The organism is Aquabacterium sp. A3, from assembly GCF_038069945.1.
In the GTDB taxonomy this organism is placed as follows: domain Bacteria; phylum Pseudomonadota; class Gammaproteobacteria; order Burkholderiales; family Burkholderiaceae_C; genus Aquabacterium.
The window spans coordinates 65,492-85,727 of sequence record NZ_JBBPEV010000001.1; the positions used below are offsets into that span (position 1 = coordinate 65,492).

Annotated in this window: 18 protein-coding genes; 8 read left to right on the top strand and 10 right to left on the bottom strand. The window is 64.0% G+C overall.

Annotation, left to right across the window (positions count from 1 at the left end; genetic code table 11):
• The first annotated feature begins 11 nt into the window (after nt 1-11).
• Complete coding sequence (gene tadA / locus WNB94_RS00285; RefSeq protein WP_341387581.1) at nt 12-635, top strand: tRNA adenosine(34) deaminase TadA; 624 nt, start codon at nt 12-14, stop codon at nt 633-635.
• Nucleotides 636-652: 17 nt separating this feature from the next.
• Here tadA and WNB94_RS00290 read toward each other — a convergent pair whose 3' ends face one another.
• Both WNB94_RS00290 and WNB94_RS00295 read right to left on the bottom strand, forming a co-directional pair.
• Nucleotides 653-1,126, bottom strand: coding sequence for a ribonuclease HI family protein (locus WNB94_RS00290; protein WP_341387583.1), 474 nt, complete (start codon nt 1,124-1,126; stop codon nt 653-655).
• 3 nt (nt 1,127-1,129) lie between these two features.
• The gene (locus WNB94_RS00295) at nt 1,130-2,815 is read right to left on the bottom strand and encodes an electron transfer flavoprotein-ubiquinone oxidoreductase (protein WP_341387585.1); all 1,686 of its coding nucleotides are present in this window, start codon (nt 2,813-2,815) and stop codon (nt 1,130-1,132) included.
• A 238-nt stretch (nt 2,816-3,053) separates the two neighbouring features.
• Here WNB94_RS00295 and WNB94_RS00300 point away from each other — a divergent pair, with 238 nt between their 5' ends.
• From WNB94_RS00300 to WNB94_RS00330, 7 genes are all read left to right on the top strand, one after another.
• Nucleotides 3,054-3,839, top strand: coding sequence for an SDR family oxidoreductase (locus WNB94_RS00300; RefSeq protein WP_341387586.1), 786 nt, complete (start codon nt 3,054-3,056; stop codon nt 3,837-3,839).
• Nucleotides 3,840-3,902: 63 nt separating this feature from the next.
• Nucleotides 3,903-4,370, top strand: coding sequence for an Xre family toxin-antitoxin system antitoxin (locus WNB94_RS00305; RefSeq protein WP_341387588.1), 468 nt, complete (start codon nt 3,903-3,905; stop codon nt 4,368-4,370).
• Nucleotides 4,367-4,852 (top strand): RES family NAD+ phosphorylase, encoded by a 486-nt coding sequence (locus WNB94_RS00310; RefSeq protein WP_341387590.1) that lies wholly within the window; start codon nt 4,367-4,369, stop codon nt 4,850-4,852. The genes WNB94_RS00305 and WNB94_RS00310 overlap by 4 nt, the downstream gene beginning before the upstream one ends.
• Before the next feature lie 88 nt (nt 4,853-4,940).
• Entirely contained in the window at nt 4,941-5,408 is a 468-nt protein-coding gene (locus WNB94_RS00315; protein WP_341387591.1) for an acyl-CoA thioesterase, read from the top strand.
• 123 nt (nt 5,409-5,531) lie between these two features.
• Nucleotides 5,532-6,242: a CoA transferase subunit A gene (locus WNB94_RS00320; RefSeq protein ID WP_341387592.1), complete on the top strand. Its 711-nt coding sequence runs from the start codon at nt 5,532-5,534 to the stop codon at nt 6,240-6,242.
• Nucleotides 6,243-6,245: 3 nt separating this feature from the next.
• The gene (locus WNB94_RS00325; RefSeq protein WP_341387594.1) at nt 6,246-6,878 is read left to right on the top strand and encodes a CoA transferase subunit B; all 633 of its coding nucleotides are present in this window, start codon (nt 6,246-6,248) and stop codon (nt 6,876-6,878) included.
• Between the two features lie 68 nt (nt 6,879-6,946).
• The gene (locus WNB94_RS00330; protein WP_341387595.1) at nt 6,947-8,434 is read left to right on the top strand and encodes a DNA recombination protein RmuC; all 1,488 of its coding nucleotides are present in this window, start codon (nt 6,947-6,949) and stop codon (nt 8,432-8,434) included.
• On the opposite strand, the gene hemH is transcribed toward WNB94_RS00330, so the two are convergent.
• The 8 genes from hemH to WNB94_RS00370 form a co-directional block, all read right to left on the bottom strand.
• Nucleotides 8,426-9,538 (bottom strand): ferrochelatase, encoded by a 1,113-nt coding sequence (gene hemH / locus WNB94_RS00335; protein WP_341387597.1) that lies wholly within the window; start codon nt 9,536-9,538, stop codon nt 8,426-8,428. The two genes, WNB94_RS00330 and hemH, sit on opposite strands and share 9 nt — an antisense overlap.
• Nucleotides 9,535-12,786, bottom strand: coding sequence for an ATP-binding protein (locus tag WNB94_RS00340; RefSeq protein WP_341387598.1), 3,252 nt, complete (start codon nt 12,784-12,786; stop codon nt 9,535-9,537). The genes hemH and WNB94_RS00340 overlap by 4 nt, the downstream gene beginning before the upstream one ends.
• A 64-nt stretch (nt 12,787-12,850) precedes the next feature.
• A complete protein-coding gene (locus tag WNB94_RS00345; RefSeq protein WP_341387599.1) occupies nt 12,851-13,786 on the bottom strand; it encodes an FHA domain-containing protein in 936 nt (311 codons plus the stop codon).
• Between the two features lie 129 nt (nt 13,787-13,915).
• Nucleotides 13,916-16,228: an RNA polymerase sigma factor RpoD gene (gene rpoD / locus WNB94_RS00350; protein ID WP_341387601.1), complete on the bottom strand. Its 2,313-nt coding sequence runs from the start codon at nt 16,226-16,228 to the stop codon at nt 13,916-13,918.
• 99 nt (nt 16,229-16,327) lie between these two features.
• On the bottom strand, nt 16,328-18,385 hold the full coding sequence (gene dnaG / locus WNB94_RS00355; RefSeq protein WP_341387603.1) for a DNA primase: 2,058 nt from the start codon (nt 18,383-18,385) through the stop codon (nt 16,328-16,330).
• Between the two features lie 75 nt (nt 18,386-18,460).
• Entirely contained in the window at nt 18,461-19,117 is a 657-nt protein-coding gene (gene adk, locus WNB94_RS00360) for an adenylate kinase (protein WP_341387605.1), read from the bottom strand.
• 111 nt (nt 19,118-19,228) lie between these two features.
• Nucleotides 19,229-20,008 carry a 3-deoxy-manno-octulosonate cytidylyltransferase gene (kdsB, locus tag WNB94_RS00365; RefSeq protein ID WP_341387606.1) on the bottom strand — a complete coding sequence of 260 codons (780 nt, stop codon included), beginning with the start codon at nt 20,006-20,008 and terminating at the stop codon, nt 19,229-19,231.
• 13 nt (nt 20,009-20,021) lie between these two features.
• Nucleotides 20,022-20,219, bottom strand: coding sequence for a Trm112 family protein (locus WNB94_RS00370; RefSeq protein WP_341387607.1), 198 nt, complete (start codon nt 20,217-20,219; stop codon nt 20,022-20,024).
• Nucleotides 20,220-20,236 lie beyond the last annotated feature (17 nt).

Consider the following 20,236-nt stretch of genomic DNA (forward strand, 5'->3'; position numbering starts at 1 on the left):
AAACTCGCCTGATGAGCACCGCCGCCCCACCATCGTCTCAAGACGAGTTCGCCATGCGTCTGGCGCTGGACCAGGCCCACAACGCCTGGCTGGCGGGCGAGGTGCCGGTGGGCGCCGTCATCATGCGGGCAGGGCAGGTGATTGCCACGGGCTACAACCGCCCCATCACCACGCACGACCCCACCGCCCATGCCGAGATCGTGGCGCTCAGGCACGCCGCGCAGTTGCTGGAGAACTACCGGCTGCCCGAGTGCGAGCTGTACGTCACGCTGGAGCCCTGTGCCATGTGCGCCATGGCCTTGATGCACGCGCGTTTCAAGCGGGTGGTGTTTGCCGCGCCCGATCCCAAAACCGGCGTGGCCGGCTCGGTGACTGATTTGTTCGCCATCCCGCAGCTCAATCACCACACGCAGATCGTGGGTGGCGTGTTGGCCGAGCCTGCCAGCGCCTTGCTCAAACAGTTCTTTGCCGAGCGGCGCGCTCAGATCAAGGCAGAGCGCGATGCCCGACAGGCCCTGGCGGCCCGTCAGGCGCTGAATGGCCTTGAGGTGCTCGAAGGCGGGGATGACATCGAGCCCATTCCGGTGGGGCAGGTCATCGACGACATCGAGCAAACCCCTCGCCACGGGCATTGACGCTGGCCACGTCAATGTCAACGCCTGCGGCGGGCAGGGTGGGGCGTCTTCACCGCCTTGGGAGGCAAACCCAGGGCCGATCGGGCCAGAGCATCGGCCTGCGCATTGCGGTGTCGTGGCACCCATTGCAAGCCCCGCGCTTGATGCAACGTCATCAGCTGTTGAGCCTCTTGGATCAAAGCCTGTAGCCGCAGCACCTTGCGCGTGTCTGATGTGTTCATCAGCGCCACCAACACCGTACTGTCGGTGTATAGCTGTACCTGCGTGGCCCCGTGGCTGGCCGCCCAGGGCAGTGCCTCCATCAAAGCGCGCAGTTCGGCTTCGTTGTTGCAACCCGTGCCGGGCAACATCATGGACAAGGTGTGCACCTGCCCATCGGGGCCGCACAGCCATGCGCCCACGGCCATGCGGCCGGGGTTGGGCGCAGCGCCGCCATCAATGTGCAGGCGCCAGCCATGAAAAAAGGGCCCGAGGGCCCCTTGATCAGGCATGGATCACATGCCAGCGTAGTTCGGGCCACCGCCGCCTTCGGGCGTCACCCACACGATGTTCTGGGTCGGGTCCTTGATGTCGCAGGTCTTGCAGTGCACGCAGTTCTGCGCGTTGATCACCAGCTTGTCCTGGTTGTCATCGGTCTTCACGAACTCGTACACACCGGCCGGGCAATAGCGCGACTCGGGGCCGGCAAACTTGGCCAGGTTGGTCTGCACAGGCACCGATGCGTTCTTCAGCGTCAGGTGGGCCGGCTGGTGCTCATTGTGGTTGGTGTTCGAGACGAACACCGAGCTCAGGCGGTCAAACGTGATCTTGCCATCGGGCTTGGGGTAGTCGATCTTGGCGCACTGTGCTGCGGGCAGCAGGCGGGTGTGATCGGCTTCGGTGCGGTGGATGGTCCACGGGGCCACCTTCATGCCCAGGCGCGGCAACAGCCACTGCTCGATGCCGGTCATCAGCATGCCCACGTACATGCCCTTCTTGAACCACTGCTTGAAGTTCTTCGAGGTGTCGAGCTCTTCCTTCAGCCAGCTCTTGTCGAACGAGGTGGCGTAAGCCGTCAGCTCGTCGTTCTGGCGGCCAGCGTTCAGGGCCTCGAAGATGGCTTCGGCACACAGCATGCCGGTCTTCATGGCGGCGTGCGAACCCTTGATGCGGGCGGCGTTCAGGAAGCCGGCGTCGCAACCCACCAGGGCGCCACCGGGGAACACGAACTTGGGCAGCGACAGGATGCCACCGGCCGTGATGGCGCGGGCACCGTAGCTCAGGCGCTTGCCGCCTTCCAGATACTGTTTGATGCTGGGGTGCGTCTTCCAGCGCTGCATTTCTTCAAACGGGCTCAGCCAGGGGTTCTGGTAGTCCAGACCGGTCACAAAGCCCAAGGTCACCTTGTTGTCTTCCAGGTGATACAAGAAGCCGCCGCCGTAGGTTTGCGTGTCCATGGGCCAACCGGCGGTGTGCACCACCAGGCCAGGCTTGGCCTTGGCCGGGTCGATTTCCCACGATTCTTTGATGCCGATGGCGTAGCTTTGCGGGTCTTTGCCCTGGTCCAGCTTGAACTTGGCGATCAGCTGTTTGCCCAGGTGGCCACGCGCGCCTTCGGCGAAGATGGTGTACTTGCCCAGCAGTTCCATGCCCAGCTGGAAGTCGCCCGTGGGCTCGCCTGACTTGTCGATGCCCAGGTTGCCCGTGGCGATGCCTTTGACCGAGCCGTCGTCGTTGTACAGCACCTCGGCAGCCGCAAAGCCGGGGAAGATTTCCACGCCCAGGGCCTCGGCCTGCTGGCCCAGCCAACGCACCACGCTGCCCAGGCTGATGACGTAGTTGCCTTCGTTGTGGAAGTTGTTGGGAATCAGGGCCTGCGGCGTGGCCATGGCGCCGGTTTCAGTCAGCACCAGCACTTCGTCGGCGGTGACGGGCTGGTTCAGCGGTGCGCCGAGCTCTTTCCAGTTGGGGAACAGCTCGTTCATGGAGATCGGGTCCATCACGGCGCCCGACAAAATGTGCGCGCCTGGCTCGGAACCCTTCTCCAGCACCACCACCGAGATTTCTTTGCCAGCTTTTTCAGCCAGTTGCTTGAGCTTGATGGCGGTGGACAGACCAGCGGGACCGGCGCCAACGATCACGACGTCGTATTCCATCGACTCGCGGGGGCCAAACTGCTCAAGGATTTCCTGGGGCGTCATCGTGATTCCTTCTGTTCGGGGCAACAGGATTCGGGGTGTTTTGGATCAAGTCCGCGATTCTATGTCGAGGCGCGTTCAAAATCACGCAAAAAATAGCACGACCGTTCGAAAACGGCCAGGCGCCACCCCATGCCCAGGGGGCCGATGTGGAAAACAGCGATGCCGCAGCCCCCTTCCATGCGTTTCATCAGGTGGTGTGGCCGTGCTAAGGTGCTTCGCAGTCACCTGAGGAGCATGCATGAGTTACACCCTGGACCTCTCTGGCCGCGTGGCCCTGATCACTGGCGCTTCCAGCGGCCTGGGCAAGCAGTTTGCCCTGACCTTGTCCAAGGCCGGTGCCGCCGTGGTGCTGGGCGGGCGGCGCATCGAGCGCCTCAAAGACCTGCGCTCTGAGATCGAGGCCGGCGGTGGTGATGCCCACGTGGTCGGCCTGGACGTCACCGACCTGGCCAGCATCCGTTCGGCCGTGGCCCACGCTGAAACCGAAGTCGGCCCCATCGACATCCTGATCAACAACTCGGGGGTCAGCACCACCGAGCGATTGGTGGATGTGTCTGAAGAAAGCTACGACTACGTCTTCGACACGAACACCCGCGGCGCCTTTTTCATGGCCCAGGAAGTGGCCAAGCGCATGCTGGCCCGTGCCAAGGGCGCTGCGCCGGGCACCTTCACGGGCGGGCGCATCGTCAACATCGCCTCGGCCGCCGGCTTGCGCACCCTGCCGCAGATCGGGGTGTATTGCATGAGCAAGGCCGCCGTGGTGCACATGACCAAGGCCATGGCGGGTGAATGGGGCCGCTTTGGCATCACCACCAACGCCATCTGCCCCGGCTACATCGACACCGAGATCAACCACCACCACTGGCAGACCGAGGCGGGCCAGAAACTGGTGAACATGCTGCCCCGCAAGCGCGTGGGCCACCCGCGTGACCTGGACGCACTGCTGGTGATGCTGTGCTCTGCCGAGAGCGACTTCATCAATGGCGCGGTGATTTCGGCAGACGACGGGATGGTGGCGGGGTGAGTTCCGGCTGAGCTTGAGGCCTGTATTGTTGCAATTGCACGCCCATCGTGTTGTAATTGCATCATGATGAAGGCAGCCACCTCCACCAGAGCACGTCCCGCGCAGTTCGGCTGGGATGAGTTGCTGGACAACGTTCGGCAGCATCACGGCCTGCAGCTGAGTGCCGAACGCGCCTATCGCCTGGTGAGTCAAGGCATGCCTGCCCGCCTGGTTGACCCCATCAGCCAGACCTTGGGCATGGCCAAGGCAGATCTGGCGATCTTGATGGGGCTGGACCGATCGACCGCCACGCGCCTGTCGGCGGCAGACAAGACCGTGCCCATGCATTCGGCCGAAAGCGTGCTGCGCCTGCTGGAGCTCCACGAGTTGGCCACCGACGTGTTCGGCACCCTGGAGCAGGCCAAGGCGTGGCTCCAGCGGCCACACCCGCTGTTTGATGAGGCCGCGCCGGTGGAAGCCGCCAGGTCTTCTTATGGTGCGCAACGCGTCAAAGACATGCTGGTGAGCATCAAGTACGGCGGCGTGGTGTGAGCGCGGGCGTCACGGTCTGGCGCATCGGCTATTGCCCCAGCCCGGTGCCCGAGGCCCGGCAACTGCTCAGGCATCTGGGGTACGGCGCCACGCTGGGCAGCGGCCGCTGGCACCGCATGAGCCCCCGCATGCTGGTGTACGCGGGCGCCACCCGGGCGTTGTGCCACCTTGAAAAGCGCGTGCACTGCAACGGTGTGCAGCCCGTCCACCAAGCCATGTTCAGGCTGACCTTGCCCGAAGGCGCGCCCATCCAACGCGCGAGTGATCTGGGCCTGAAGGCAGACTGGCGGGATGATGTGGCACACACCCAGGCCCTGGGCATGGCCTGGCTGGATGCCGAAGACAGCTTGGGGTTGTGGGTGCCTTCATTTGTGGTCAACGGAGACTTCAACCTGCTGATCAATCCGTACCACGAGGCCTATCGCTTGATGGCCGTGGTGGTGGAAGAGTTTCCGTTTCAACTGGATGGCCGCTTGTTTTGAGCCCGTGTGCCGTCTGTCTTGAAATCATCGACGCCGTCGCCATCTGCCTCAACACCCGATCATCGATTGAGCCAACCCCGATTCCACCATGCGTCTCGACATCCCCGAACACAAGATCCTCGTGCATCAGATCCAGTTGCCCATCCTGTGGGGTGACATGGACGCCCTGGGGCACATCAACAACTCGGTGTACTTTCGCTACATGGAGCAGGCCCGGGTGGACTGGATCAATGCCATTCGTGGCGAGGTGAACAACACCGAAGACGGCCCGGTGATCGCCAACGCGTTCTTCAACTACTACCGGCCACTGGTGTTTCCGGGTGACGTGGTGGTGAAGTTGTACGTGGGTGACCCTGGACGCACCAGCATCGACACCTATGCCACGGTGGAGCGGGCCGACGAGCCCGGCTCGCCCTACGCGGCAGGTGGTGCGACGCTGGTGTGGGTGGGCTCGGCCGATGGCCGGCCTGTGCCCTTGCCAGAGCCCATCCGGGCGCTCAAGGGCACGTTGGCCTTGCCGCCCTCGGACAAACCTCCCGCATTGCCAGAGCACTGATCACACGCACACCACACTGGTGTGCGTTTTTCGTTGGGTGGGCTGGATTTTTGCTTGGCAGCTGGTGTACGCTGGCTCATGCTGCAGTGCAGCGAACATCCTTTTTTGCCAAGGAGTGTGCGGATGAACAAAGTCTATCCCGATGCCGCCAGCGCACTGGCCGGGATCGTCAAGGACGGTCAGTTGATGGCCGTGGGGGGCTTCGGCCTGTGCGGAATCCCGGAGGCCCTGATCGACGCCTTGCAGGCCAGTGGGGTCAAAGACCTGACGGTGATCTCGAACAACGCGGGCGTGGACGGATTTGGTCTGGGCAAGCTGCTCAACACGCGCCAGATCAAGAAGATGATTTCCAGCTACGTGGGCGAGAACAAAGAGTTCGAGCGCCAGTACCTGGCTGGCGAGCTGGAGCTGGAGTTCACGCCCCAAGGCACGCTGGCCGAGAAGCTGCGTGCGGGCGGTGCGGGCATTCCGGCCTTCTTCACCAAAACGGGCGTGGGCACGGTGGTGGCCGAAGGTAAAGAGCTGCGCGAGTTTGACGGCGAAACCTATGTGATGGAGCGTGCCCTGGTGCCTCAGGTGGCCCTGGTCAAGGCGTGGAAGGCCGACAAATCGGGCAATCTGATCTTCCGACGCACGGCGCGCAACTTCAATCCGGCGGCGGCGATGGCCGGCAAGATCACCGTGGCCGAGGTGGAGGAGATCGTCGAGACGGGTTCGCTCGACCCTGATTCGATCCACCTGCCGGGCATTTACGTGCACCGCCTGGTGCTGAATGCCACGCCCGAGAAGCGCATCGAAAAGCGCACCACCCAACAGAACCCGAAGGGAGCCTGAGCCATGCCCTGGACCCATGATCAAATGGCCGCCCGCGCGGCCAAGGAACTGGAAGACGGCTTCTACGTGAACCTGGGCATCGGCTTGCCCACCCTGGTGGCCAACCACGTGAGCCCCGACATCGATGTGTGGTTGCAGTCCGAAAACGGGATGCTGGGCATCGGCCCGTTTCCTGACGAGGCCGAGGTCGACCCCGACCTGATCAACGCCGGCAAACAAACCGTGACCGTGCTGCCCGGCAGCTCGATCTTTGGCAGCCACGAGAGCTTTGCCATGATCCGTGGCGGCAAGATCAACCTGAGCATCCTGGGCGCCATGCAGGTGTCCGAGAAGGGGGATCTGGCCAACTGGATGATCCCGGGCAAGATGGTCAAAGGCATGGGCGGCGCCATGGACCTGGTGGCCGGCGTCAAGCGTGTGGTGGTGCTGATGGAGCACGCCGCCAAGAACGGCGAACACAAGCTGTTGCAGCAGTGCACACTGCCCCTGACGGGCGTGGGCGTGGTCGACCGCATCATCACCGAGCTGTGTGTGCTGGACGTGACGCCACAGGGTTTCAAGTGCATCGAGATCGCCCCTGGCGTGACCGAAGACGAAATCCGCACCAAGACCGGGGCCCACGTCGAGTTCGTTTGAGCCCGATGTCTGCCGGGCGTCGCAGTGCCTGCAGCTTCTAGGCTTCGGGCACTGCGACAATCAGGCGCATGACCATCTGGATCCTGATCGGCCTGACGGCCTTGAACCTCTTGCTGGTGCTGTGGCTGCTGTGGCGCCCGGCCCCGTCCAACGACGCCGCCCTGGCGCAGATGACACGCGACCTGCGCGATGAGTTGCAGCGCAGCGCCAGCGGCACGCGTCAGGAGTTGGGGCAGGGCATGGCCCAGTCCATGGGCCTGCTGCAGCAAACCCTGGTGACCCAGCAGGGCGACGCCACCCGCACGCAAAACGAACAGCTCGACAGCTTCCGGGTGCAACTGGCGGGCATGCAGCAAGGCCTGGCCGACACGCTGCGCGACACGGCACACCAGTCGGCGCAGCAGTCCAACACCCTGCGCGAGGCTCAAACCCAGGCACTGTCGCGCTTCAACGAGGCCCAGGAGTCGGCCCTCAAGCGGCTGAGCGATGCGATGGCCGAGCAACTGCGCACCCTGTCAGAGGCCAACGACCGCCGCTTGAATGAGGTGCGTCAGACGGTGGAGCAGCGCTTGCAGTCGCTGCAGGCCGACAATGAAAAAAAGCTGGAGCAGATGCGCCAGACCGTGGACGAGAAGTTGCACGCCACACTGGAGCAGCGCCTGGGCGAGAGCTTCAAGCAGGTGGCCGACCGACTGGAGCAGGTGCACAAGGGCCTGGGCGAGATGCAGCGCCTGGCCAGCGATGTGGGCTCGCTCAACCGCGTGCTGAGCAACGTCAAGACGCGCGGTATTTTTGGCGAGGTGCAGCTGGCCGGGCTGCTGGAGCAGGTGTTCACGCCCGAACAATACGGTGTGAATGTGGAAACCGTGCCGGGCAGCGGGGCCCGCGTCGAGTTTGCCATTCGCCTGCCGGGGCGTGGCCCGGCCGATCAGGGCGATCAGCCACTGTGGCTGCCCATTGATGCGAAGTTTCCGCGCGAAGACTATGAGCGCTTGCTGGAGGCACAAGACCGCGCCGATGCACCGGCGGTGGAGGCGGCCGCCAAGGCCATCGAGCAGCGCCTGCGACTGGAGGCCAAGTCCATTCACGAGAAGTACGTCGCGCCGCCGCACACGGCCGACTTCGCCATCCTGTTTGTGCCCACCGAGGGCCTGTATGCCGAGGCCTTGCGCCGCCCCGGCTTGATGGAGGCCATGCAGCGCGAGCACCGCGTGATGCTGGCGGGCCCCACCACGCTGCTGGCCACGCTCAACAGCCTGCAGATGGGGTTTCGCACGCTGGCGCTGGAGAAGCGCTCGGCCGAGGTCTGGCAGGTGCTGGGTGCGGTCAAGACCGAGTTCGCCAAGTTTGGCGATGTGCTGGCTAAAACCAAAAAGAAGCTGGAAGAGGCTGGCAACACCATCTCGACGATCGAGACGCGCACCCGGGTCATGGGCCGCGCGCTCAAGCAGGTCGAGGCCCTGCCTGAAACTCAAGCCCAGGCCCTGCTGCCCGGTGGGGCGGCGGCCGAGGCCCTGGACCCCGCCGAGCCCGAGGACAACGGCCGCTTACTGTGACGCCCCCATGGCGCGGGCTCGCTCGCCCTGCGCCGACAACGCTGCAGCGGGTACGGCCTCGGCCGGGCGTGTGGGCCAGCCTTGCAGGTGGCGCTCGATGAGATCACACAAGGCCGAGATCCAGGGCTGTTGGTCGTTCAGGCACGGAATGTAGTGAAACTCGCGGCCGCCAGCACCCAGGAAGGCCTCCTTGGCCTCCATGGCGATTTCTTCCAGGGTTTCGATGCAGTCCGACACGAAGGCCGGGCAAATCACGTCCACCCCTTGCGTGCCTTGTGCGGCCAAGGCCTTGAGTGTGGGCTCGGTGTAGGGCTCCAGCCACTTGGCCTTGCCAAAGCGGCTCTGGAAGGTGACCAAATACTCGTCCTGGCGCAAGCCCAGGCGCTCGGCCAGCAGTCGGCCCGTCTTGTGGCATTCGCAGTGGTAGGGGTCGCCCAGCAGCAAGGTGCGGTGCGGCATGCCATGAAAGCTCATCACCAGCTTGCCCTTGGGGCCCACACCCGATCGACCCTGCTGTTGCCAGTGCTGTCGCACGGTATTGGCAAGGGCCTCGATGTAGGCCGGGTCGTCGTGAAAATGGTTGATGTGGCGCAGTTCGGGCAATCGGCGGGTCTGCAGCCCCCAGCGAAACACCTCGTCCATCACGCTGGCGGTGGTCGCGCCTGAATATTGGGGGTACATGGGCACGATCAGCACGCGGGTGACGTTCTGCGCCTTGAGCTCGTCCAGCACCGACGCCACGCTGGGCTGCCCATAGCGCATGGCATGTCGAACGACCAGCCGATGCCCCCGCTCGCCCAGCGAGCCGTCCACCCGTTTGGCCTGGCGCTCGGTCCAGTAGCGCAATGGCGAGCCCTCAGGCATCCAGATGCTGGCGTACTTGGCGGCCGACTTGGCTGGCCTGACGCGCAGGATGATGCCGTGCAGGATGGGCTTCCAGAGCAGGGCAGGGATCTCCACCACCCGCGAATCGCTGAGGAACTGGCCCAGGTAGCGCCGCAAAGAGGGCGCATCGGCCGCGTCGGGGGTGCCGAGGTTGACGAGCACCACGGCAGTGTGGGGCTCGCTACCGTGGGTGTAGGCAGGTTCTTTGGCAACGCTCATGGAGCGTCATTGTGCGCGCTGGCGGCCAACCTGCGCAGCTCTGTGGTCACTGCAACAATGTCGATGGGTTTCGTCCAGTAGCCGGTGAAGCCTTCGGCCAAGGCGCGTTCGATGTCTTCGGGCATGGCGTCGGCCGAACACATGTACGCCGGCACGGTGGCCAGCCCCGGCAGGGTGCGCAGCACGCGCAACACATCAAAGCCCGACATGCCGGGCAGGTGGGCATCCAGCACCAGCACCCCTGGCGAATGGGCCATGGCCATTTCGATGGCTGCATCGCCGTCTTCAGCCACCGTCAGCTGCAGTTCTTCGAACGGGCGCAGCGCTTCCTCGAACAACATCGCGTTGATGCGGTTGTCCTCTACATACAACACCTGGAGGGTCTTGGATGGCAGAGCGGGTGGGGCCGGTGTGTGTTCAGCTGACAAAACTGATGCAGGCTCGGCGCCTGTGGCTGGCGGGGGGGAAACTGACAACAAGTTGCCTGGGGCATGGGTGCTGCCCTTGGGCAAACTCAAGATGGCACGGGTGCCTTCGTTCAATTGGCTGCTGATCGTGAGGTTGCCGCCCATGGCCTCGACCAACGATCGTGTGATGATAAGCCCAAGCCCGGTGCCTTCAATGCCCGATGTTTCGCGCCCCAGGCGTTCAAAAGGCTGATACAGGCGCGACAGTTGCTCTGGGCTCATGCCCCGCCCGGTATCCTGGATGGACAAGTGCAGCGTGTGACCATCGCCGTCCTGGCTTGAGATCGCCACCTGCCCACCCGGTCGGTTGTACTTGATGGCGTTGGACAGCAGGTTCATCAGTGCCTGCTCCAGGCGCTGTCGGTCGGCCAGCACGGGCTGCGAAGCCGTCGCCTGCACCAGCAGGGTCACGCCGTGCTCATGGGCCAGCGGCTCCAGCAGGCGCACCATGCGCTCGACCGACGCCAGCAGGTTCACCGGCTCCAGGTGAAATTGCATGCGCCCGGCTTCGACCTGTTGCAGGTCCAGCACTTCGTTGATCAGGCCGCCCAGGTGCTGGCTGGCCAAGAGGATCTGTTCAACGTGCTCTCGCATGGACGGAATCACCCCCCTTTGGACGTCGGGTTGCAGTCGCAGCAGTTGTGCAAAGCCATGGATGGCATTCAGTGGCGTGCGGATTTCATGGCTCATGCGCGACAAAAAGGCACTCTTGGCTGCACTGGATGCCTCTGCCAGTTGCTTTTCTGCCAGGTTGCGTGCCGCCTCACGCAGCAGCGTCACGTCCGAATTGGTGCCCACGATGCGGCGAGGTTGCCCTTGTGCCGTGCGCAACATCACCTTGCCGCGCGACAGCACATGCAGCACCTTGCCATCGCGGCGCAGCATGCGGTATTCGAGCTGGTGCTCTCCCTGACCGTGCTCCACATACGCCTGCAGGCTGCTGGCCACCCGCGCCTTGTCGTCGGGGTGCACATGTTCGAAGAACGACGGTGCCGCGTTGGGCAGTTCGTTGTCCGCGTAGCCCAGCATGGCTTTCCATTGTGTGGACAGGAACACCTGACCGGTGTCCAGATCCCAGTCCCACACACCGTCGCCTGCGCCTTCCAATGCGAATTTCCAGCGTTCTTCAGACTGGGCCAGCTGCATCAAGGCCTCACGCTCATGGGTCACATCCCGCAGTCGTGTCAGCACCGCAAAGGGGTCGCTTTGAGGCTCTGTGCGCAAGGGGTGGCACGACAAGTTCACCCAGCAGATCTGTTGGTCTGGGCGGCGCAGGGGCAGCGTGCGTTCGCTGACGGGAACCCCCCGCCGACAGGCCACCAGCACGGGATGCTGATCAGGTGCCAGGGCTTGCGCCTGTGACTCGTCCAGCAGGCACAAACCGTGACCTTCATCCAGGTGCTTCAGCTGGCCGCGCTCCACGCCCAGGATGCGACAGCCCGCCGGGTTGAGCGCCACCACGCGCCCGCTCAACTCGGTGATCAGCAATCCATCGTTGATGGTCGACGCCACGGTGCGGTACAAGGTTTCGCTGACCTGCAGCTTGTCCAGCGCCTGGCGGCGATCGGTGATGTCGACCACCACGTGAACGGTGCTGCCGTTGGGCAGCAAGGTATCGCGCAACTGCACCCAACCGTGCCGAAAGCGTTGCTCATGGGCCAGGTTGCTGTGCCGCAGCCCCATGATCCAGGGCATGAACGAGCCGTCGTGACCGGCATCGGGCCAGTCGCCCTGGGCCAGCATGCGTTGCACCGTGGCCGGCCACCAGGGGTCATCTGCCTGGTAGGCGCTCCCCGCCCATTGACGCCACTGCTGGTTGGAAATGAGGATGCGGCCTTCGCTGTCCGACACCATGACGCCCAGATGGAAGCCCTCGACCGCCTGCCGCAAGAGCTCATTGAGCCTGCGAGCTTGTTGTTCGGCCTCGATCTGCCGGGTGACGTTGCGGCTGGCGCCTCGGTAGCCTTTGAAGGTGCCGGCGCTGTCAAACACCGGGATGCCCGAAACGCTGACCACCAGGGGCCCACGAGGGGTGTCGCGCATGCCGATCATGTCGACGAACGGTTCGCGGCGCTGCCGTGCCAACTGGAAACGATCCCAGTTGTCCAGGTGGTCGGGGTGTGGGCGGTACAGTGCCGCTCCGATCACGCCGACTTCCACAGCCGGGTCCAGCCCGGTGTGGTGCACCAAGGACGCCGATACCCACTGAAGCTTGCCCTCGGCATCGGTTTCCCACAGCCAGTCGCTGCCTGCCTGGCTGGCGGTGCGCACCCTGGCCTCCATGCGCCGGGCGCGCTGCCCTTTGAGTTCGCCCTCGATGAGCGCCGCCGCCGCAGAGGCCACATCACGCAGGCTGGCCAGGTCGTCGTCCCGCCACTGCCTCGGCCCCTGGTCAAGCACGCACACCGTGCCCAGCGCTTGCCCTTCGACCATGATGGGGTAACCCAGGTAGGCGGTCTTGGTGGGAGCCGGCAGACCACCAAGGCGGTCAGCGAGTCGATCGTCGTCGAGCATGTCGACAACCACCAGCTCACAGCGGTGGTCTACCACCCAGCCGCACAACGAGACCTGCCGGCCATGTTGGCGATGAACCTCGCCCACGTGTGCCAGCGCCGTCACACTGTGTTCGTCGACCAGGTTGATGGCCGCCACCGGGGCGCCTGTGTGGCGAGCCGCCAGCCGAACCAGGGCCTCACAGGCAGGGTGTGGCCCCCCTTGCACGAGGCTGGTGACCCGCAGCAGGGCTATGCGTTCAGCGTCGGCCTTGTTGACGGCGCTCATGCGAAGGAAACAGGGTGAACCAACCCCACACTGTAGCGGGCCTGAGGCCGTTTGTGGCCCCTGGTCAGTACTGAGGCAAGGTGTCCGAGAAGCTCAACACCTCGAAGTGGATCTGCGTGCTGGTGGGGTCTGTGGGTGGGGCGCCCAGGCAAATCACCCCGCTGCCATGGAGAGTGCAGGTGCCTCGGCGCAAAGTGAGCACCTGTTCGTCGTTTTCAAAACGCACATGGGTGCCGTTGTAGCTGAGGTCGGTGAGGTAGATCTGGCCGCTGTGGGATTCGATGCGGGCATGAGAGCGTGACACCCGGCTGTCGCTGACGCAAAACGAGGCCTGCGGACTGCGGCCCAGCACCACGGGCATGTTGCTGGTCGAGAACACGCGCTCCATGCCCAGCCATGCCAGGCGCAAACCTTCAGGAAAGTCGGTGGCTGGCGATTCCAGCATCTGGGTGGACAGGGTGTCACCAAACCGGCGGGCTTCCATGCGCAGCACGGCCACAGGCTCCTGGCGTCCGCGCAGGTGCAGGTTGTCGATGCTGCGAAAGTGTTCTTGCTGGTCCGAGGGCAGTTCTCGCTGCAAGGGGCCCGTGATGAGTGTTTCGCCTTCGCCAGCCAGGTCCAGCAGTCTTGCTGCGACGTTCACGGCATCGCCAAAACAGTCGCCATCCACCTCGACGGTTTCTCCCCAGGCGATGGCCACCTTGAGTTTGATGGCCGGGCTCCGGGCGGGCAGGCCATCTGCATCGGGGGCCATTTTTTCGATGGCGTCGTGCAGGATGATGGACGCCTCGACGGACGCATCGGCGTGATCGAACGACGCCATCAGGCCGTCCCCCAGGGTTTTGATGACATGCCCGCCACAGGCCGCGATGTGTTGACCCAGCCGGGCAAGGCTGTGCGTGACCAGGGTGGCCGCTTCGCTGTTGCCCAGCTTGAGGTAGAGGGCCGTGCTGCCGCGCAGGTCGGCAAACAGGATGGCCCGGTCCTTGGTGTCGCTCATGGGGTTGTATCTTCACCCGAATTACACCCGAAAAGCGTGATGAATTGCACGTGATTTGGGGTGGAGATGTCAGACACCGATGTCAGAGCCTGGGCACAAAAAACCCGGCCAGAGCCGGGTTGGGGGTGATCAGAGGTTGTCCAGGTAGGTCCTGAGCTTGTCCGAGCGGGTGGGGTGCTTGAGCTTGCGGATGGCCTTGGCCTCGATCTGGCGGATGCGCTCGCGGGTGACGTCGAACTGCTTGCCCACTTCTTCCAGCGTGTGGTCGGTGGACATCTCGATGCCGAAGCGCATGCGCAGCACCTTGGCTTCGCGCGGGGTGAGGCTGTCGAGGATGTCCTTCACCACGTCACGCAAGCCAGCCTGCATGGCCGCTTCGATGGGCGCGGTGTTGTTGGTGTCCTCGATGAAGTCGCCCAGGTGGCTGTCGTCGTCGTCCCCGATGGGTGTTTCCATCGAGATCGGCTCCTTGGCGATCTTCATGATCTTGCGGATCTTGTCCTCGGGCATTTCCATCTTCTCGGCCAGCGTGGGGGCGTCCGGCTCGAAGCCGAATTCCTGCAAGTGCTGACGCGAGATGCGGTTCATCTTGTTGATCGTCTCGATCATGTGAACCGGGATGCGGATGGTGCGGGCCTGGTCGGCGATCGAGCGCGTGATGGCCTGACGGATCCACCAGGTCGCGTAGGTCGAGAACTTGTAGCCACGACGGTATTCGAACTTGTCCACCGCCTTCATCAGGCCGATGTTGCCTTCCTGGATCAGGTCCAGGAACTGCAGACCCCGGTTGGTGTACTTCTTCGCGATCGAGATCACCAGACGCAGGTTGGCCTCGATCATTTCCTTCTTGGCGTCGCGGCTGGCCTTTTCGCCCTCGTTCATGCGCTTGTTGATCTCTTTCAGATCTTCAATCGGCACGACGGCCTTGGCCTGCAGGTCGATCAGTTTTTGCTGCAGCTCCTGGATGGCGGGCAACTGACGGCCCATGACGGGCGAGTAGTTCTTGCCGGCCTGCGACTCCTTGACCGCCCATTCCAGGTTCAGGACGTTGGGCGGGAAGGTCTTGATGAAGTGCTCTTGCGGCATGCCGCACTTGTCGACCACGATCTTGCGCAGCTCGCGTTCGCAACGACGCACATCGTCCACCTGCGAGCGCAGCACGTCGCACAGGCGTTCGATGATCTTCACGGTGAAGCGGATGGTCATCAGCTCGTCGCTGATGGCCTGCTGGGCCTTGTTGTAGGACGCCGAGCGGTAGCCATCCTTTTCGAAGGCCTTGGCCATCTTGTCGAACTGAACGCGCAGGTTGTCGAACTTCACCAGCGCGGCGTTTTTCAGCTCTTCCAGCTTTTTGGTCAGGGCCTTGGAGCCGCCGTTGCCGTCGTCGTCGTCTTCTTCGTCGAATTCGTCGAAGTCTTCTTCGGCCACATAGTCGTCGGCTTCATCTTCGGCCACGAAGCCATCGACCACCTCGGAGATGGTCATTTCACCGGCGCGGATCTTGTCGGACAGCGACAGGATCTCGGCGATGGTGGTGGGCGAGGCCGAGATGGCCAGCATCATGGCTTGCAGGCCGCCTTCGATGCGCTTGGCGATTTCGATTTCGCCTTCGCGGGTCAGCAGCTCGACCGTGCCCATTTCGCGCATGTACATGCGCACGGGGTCGGTGGTGCGACCGAACTCCGAGTCCACGGTGGACAGGGCGGCTTCGGCCTCTTCTTCGGCTTCTTCTTCCGTGGCCGTGTTGGTGACCTGGTTGGTCAGCAGCAGGGTGGCCGCGTCAGGCGCCTGTTCGTAGACGGCCACCCCCATGTCGTTCAACATGGAGATGATGGCCTCCAGGATTTCGGCTTCGACCAGCTTTTCGGGCAAGTGGTCGTTGATTTCCTGGTGGGTCAGGTAGCCGCGCGTCTTGCCCATCTTGATGAGGGTCTTGAGCTCCTGGCGGCGCTTGTTGACCTCTTCTTCAGACAGGGCGGTGTCGTCAATGCCGAATTCGCGCATCAAGGCGCGCTCCTTGGCGCGCGACACCTTCATGCGCAGCGGCTTGGCCTTGGGCTTGTCTTCGCCACTGTCGTCGGGGGTGTCGGCCTCGGCTTCGGTGGTCTCCACCTCGGCGTCGAAGTCGGCCTCGATCTCGCCCACATCGTCTTCATCAAACGATGCGGCCTTGCGAGGTTCCTTCTTGCCCGTGGCGGCTGGTTCGGTCGTGGCGGCTTTGGGCTTGCGGCCGCGTTTTTTGGGCTCGCTGGTATCGGCGACCGCATTCGCGTCGTCAACCGGCTCAGCTGCCTTGGCCGCGCGGGTCTTGGTGGCGGCCTTGCTTGCGGTCTTGGCGGCAGTTTTGGTGGCTTGAGCGACCTTCTTGTCGGTCACGTCGGCCACGTCGGCCTCAACAGCGGCAGTCTTTGCAGCAGATTTCGCGGTTTTTTTCGCGGTCATGCGCTTCCTCGAAAGAGATTCTTAGGGCTGATCGAACCTTACATTATCGCGCAAGAGGCGGGGCGCGTCAAAAATGGGGGTTGATCAGGCGGCAGGGACTCAAGTTGAAATGGGACGATGCTGGCTGATTTCAAGTTTCAAAGCCTGGGTCAGGCGCAGCAATTCGAGTTTTCTGGCTTCGGCCAATTCTGACAATTCCCCTGATTGCAGCAGCAGGTTCAGCTCTTCCCGAAGGGCTTCCAGCTCCAGCGGACGGATCAAGCCGATCAGGTTGTCGGCGGTGTCCTGATTGTCGGGCAGGTCGTGAAGTTGCAGTATGCGGTCGGCCATGGCGGCGAATGGCGCTTCAGCGTCTGGCGCGCCGCTTTCCGGGCTGCGCATGAGTTGCAGCAGTTCGTCACGCTCAACTTGCCCCTGATCCAGCACGATGCGGTCCAGCCACCGAAAAAACATGCCGTATGGCGGCGGTTGGTCGCACAACAGGTCTTGGGTGCCTGGTGGCACTTCCAGCCACAGGGCACTGCGGCTGACCAGCGCCCAGACCACCCTGTCCAGTGGCGTGGCTGCGCGGGGGAGGGGGCGCCGGGGTTGTGGCGCGCCGCGTGCATCCCACCGTGAGCCTTGCCAGCGGCCTCGGCGGCCCGCGCCAAAGCGCGCTTGTCCGTCTGAACGCCGGTGGGTGGAGTCGTATGCCTGTGACCCGCCCCAGTCGGCGTCGCCGCCGGGCCAGCCCTGATCAGGCTCGAACATGGGCATGTCGTCATCTGCCCCCCGGGGGGCACCCGGGGCGTCGGCGGCGCGCCGAGTCGCGCTGTGTTGGGTGGCGTGCTGGGTGGTGTGCTGGGCGGTGTGGGCCGTCAGACGACGGCGCACCTCATCACCAGCGGTGCGGGCCATCTGGGCCAGCTCGTCCGCGATGAGTCCTTGCAGCGCTCCTTGAGGGAGCTGGGCCAGCATCGGGATGGCCTGCACCAGCAGGCGCGCGCGGCCTTCGGCGCTGTCAAGGTCGCAATCGGCGGCGGCGTGTTCAAGAACCTGCCTCGACAAGGGGACCGCCTTGTGCACGCAGCGCTCGAAATCCTCTGCGCCGTGTTCGCGGATGTAGCTGTCTGGGTCGTGCTCGGCGGGCAGGAACAGAAAGCTGATGCGCCGGGTGTCGGTGGCGAAAGGCAGGGCGGCTTCGAGCGCGCGACCGGCCGCCTTGCGTCCGGCTGCGTCGCCGTCAAAACAGAACACCACCTGGTCGGTGAACCTGAACAGCTTTTGCACATGCTCTGCCGAGCAGGCGGTGCCCAGGGTGGCCACCGCATTGCCAAAACCCCACTGCGCCAGGGCCACGACGTCCATGTAGCCTTCGGTGACGATGGCGTAGCCCTTGTTGCGCAGCGCGGCACGGCCTTCGTACAGACCGTACAGTTCGCGGCCCTTGATGAACACCGGTGTTTCCGGTGAGTTCAGGTACTTGGGCTCGCCTTTGTCCAGCACCCGGCCACCAAATCCGATCACCTCTCCCTGAGGGTTGCGGATGGGGAACATGATGCGGTCGCGGAACCGGTCGTAGCGCTTGCCATCGTGTTCACCTGGCACGGCCTCGTGCACGATCACCAGGCCGGACTCTTCCAGCAGCGGGTCGTCGTAGGATGGGAAGACGCTGGCCAGGCCGCGCCAGTTGTCCGGGGCATAACCCAGGCCAAAGCGCGCGGCGATCTCGCCCGTCAGCCCGCGCCCTTTGAGGTAGTTGACCGCCCGGGGCGTTTGCTTGAGTTGCTGTTTCCAGTGCTGTGCGGCGCGCGCCAGCACATCGTTCAAGGTGCGCTGCTTTTCTTTGAGCTGGCGCTGTTGTTCGCGGTCTTCCGGGCGGCTGCGGTCGTCCGGCACCTGCATGCCGTGCTGCTGGGCCAGGTCTTTGACGGCCTCGACAAAGCTCAGACCGCTGTACTCCATCAAAAAACCGACGGCATTGCCGTGTACGCCGCAGCCGAAGCAGTGGTACGTTTGGCGGCTGGGGCTGACGATGAACGACGGTGTTTTTTCGCCGTGGAAGGGGCACAGGCCCTTGAAGTTGATCCCGGCCTTTTTCAGCGTGACGTAGCGGCCGACCAGATCTGCGATGTCGGTGCGGGCCAGCAGGTCCTGAATGAACGAAGGTGGGATCACGTGACTGCCATGAAAAACGGCCCCGACGCCGGTGCGGCGGGGCCGTCGAACACTGTGTGAAAACCGGAGAGGCGCTTACTTCGACAGGGCGTCCAGTGCGCGGGCGGTGATCTCGTCGACGGTGCCCACGCCGCTGATCTTGCGGCACTGCGGGGCGTTGTTGTCGCCGGTGGCGGCCCACTGACCGTAATAATCCACCAGCGGACGCGTCTGCTGATGGTACACGTCCAGGCGCTTGCGCACGGTGTCTTCGTGGTCGTCGTCACGCTGGATCAGGTCCTCGCCCGTGACGTCGTCCTTGCCGGCCACCTTGGGCGGGTTGAATGTGACGTGGTAGGTGCGGCCTGAGGCCACATGCACGCGACGACCGCTCATGCGCTCGATGATCGATGAGTCCGGCACATCGATTTCCAGAACGTAGTCGATCTTCACGCCGGCAGCCTTCATGGCTTCGGCCTGCGGGATGGTGCGCGGGAAGCCATCAAACAGAAAGCCTTGGCCACAATCGGGCTGGCTGATGCGCTCTTTGACCAGGCCGATGATGATGTCGTCGCTGACCAGTTGGCCGGCATCCATCACTTTTTTGGCCTCCAGACCCAACGGGGTGCCGGCTTTCACGGCGGCACGAAGCATGTCGCCCGTCGAGATCTGGGGAATGCCGTAGTGCTGGCACAAAAAAGCGGCCTGAGTGCCTTTGCCGGCGCCAGGGGCGCCCAAGAGAATGAGTTTCATGGGTCTCCTTGAGTCGCGGCGCCTGAACCTGGGAGTTGTGCCCCCGAACTCGGCCGCATGACAAGCTTGTGAGAATACCATGCCAACCCCATTCGGAAGGGGGGTATCACCTCAGGGTGTGGTGTCCATGCCCCGAATCAGTGCACGGACACGCTCCAGGTCTTCCGGGGTGTCAACGCCCGGGCCGGGGGCGTGGGCGCTGCGGTGCACGGCAATTCGCTCGCCATGCCACAGCACACGCAACTGCTCCAGCGATTCAACCTGCTCCAGCGGGCTGGCGGGCAGCTCGGGAAAACGCTTGAGAAAGCCTGCGCGGTAGCCGTAGATGCCGATGTGGCGCATCACGCCGGCCGCATCGGGGGGCAGCACGTCGTTTGACGGCGCTTCGCGCCACCAGGGGATCGGTGCGCGCGAGAAATACAGCGCCCGGTCTTTGGCATCGGTCACCACCTTCACCACGTTCGGGTTGCGCCACTCGTGCGCGGCATGGATGGCGTGGGCCGCCGTGCTCATCACGCAGTCGGGGCGATCCAACAGGAGTTGGGCGCAGGCGTTGATCAGTGCGGGGTCGATCAGCGGCTCATCGCCCTGCACGTTCACCACCCGGTCATCTCCGTCGAGCCCCAGGCCGCGACAGGCTTCGGCCAGGCGGTCGCTGCCGGTGGGGTGGTCGGCGCGCGTCATGACCACGGCCACATCGTGGGCCTCACAGGCGGCGGCAATGCGCGGATGGTCTGTGGCCACCACCACGCGCTGCGCATCGCTGAGGCGAGCTCGTTGGGCCACACGCACCACCATGGGCAGACCCAGGATGTCGGCCAGTGGTTTATCGGGCAGCCGCGACGAGGCCAGCCGGGCAGGGATGAGCACAGTGAAACCGCGAGAGCCCATGGTTCCTCCGGTGTCAGGCAGACGGCGCCAGCACGGGCGCGTCGTTCTCGTCCAGCGGAAGGGCTTCGCTTTCCAGCATCACGGGAATACCGTCACGGATGGGAAAGGCCAGTCGGTCGGCCTTGCACACCAGGAAGGGGGCCTGCAGCTCTCGCTGCAGCGGGCCTTTGCACACAGGGCAGACCAGCAATTGGATGAGTCGGGTGTCCATGAGAGGGATGTGTTTCG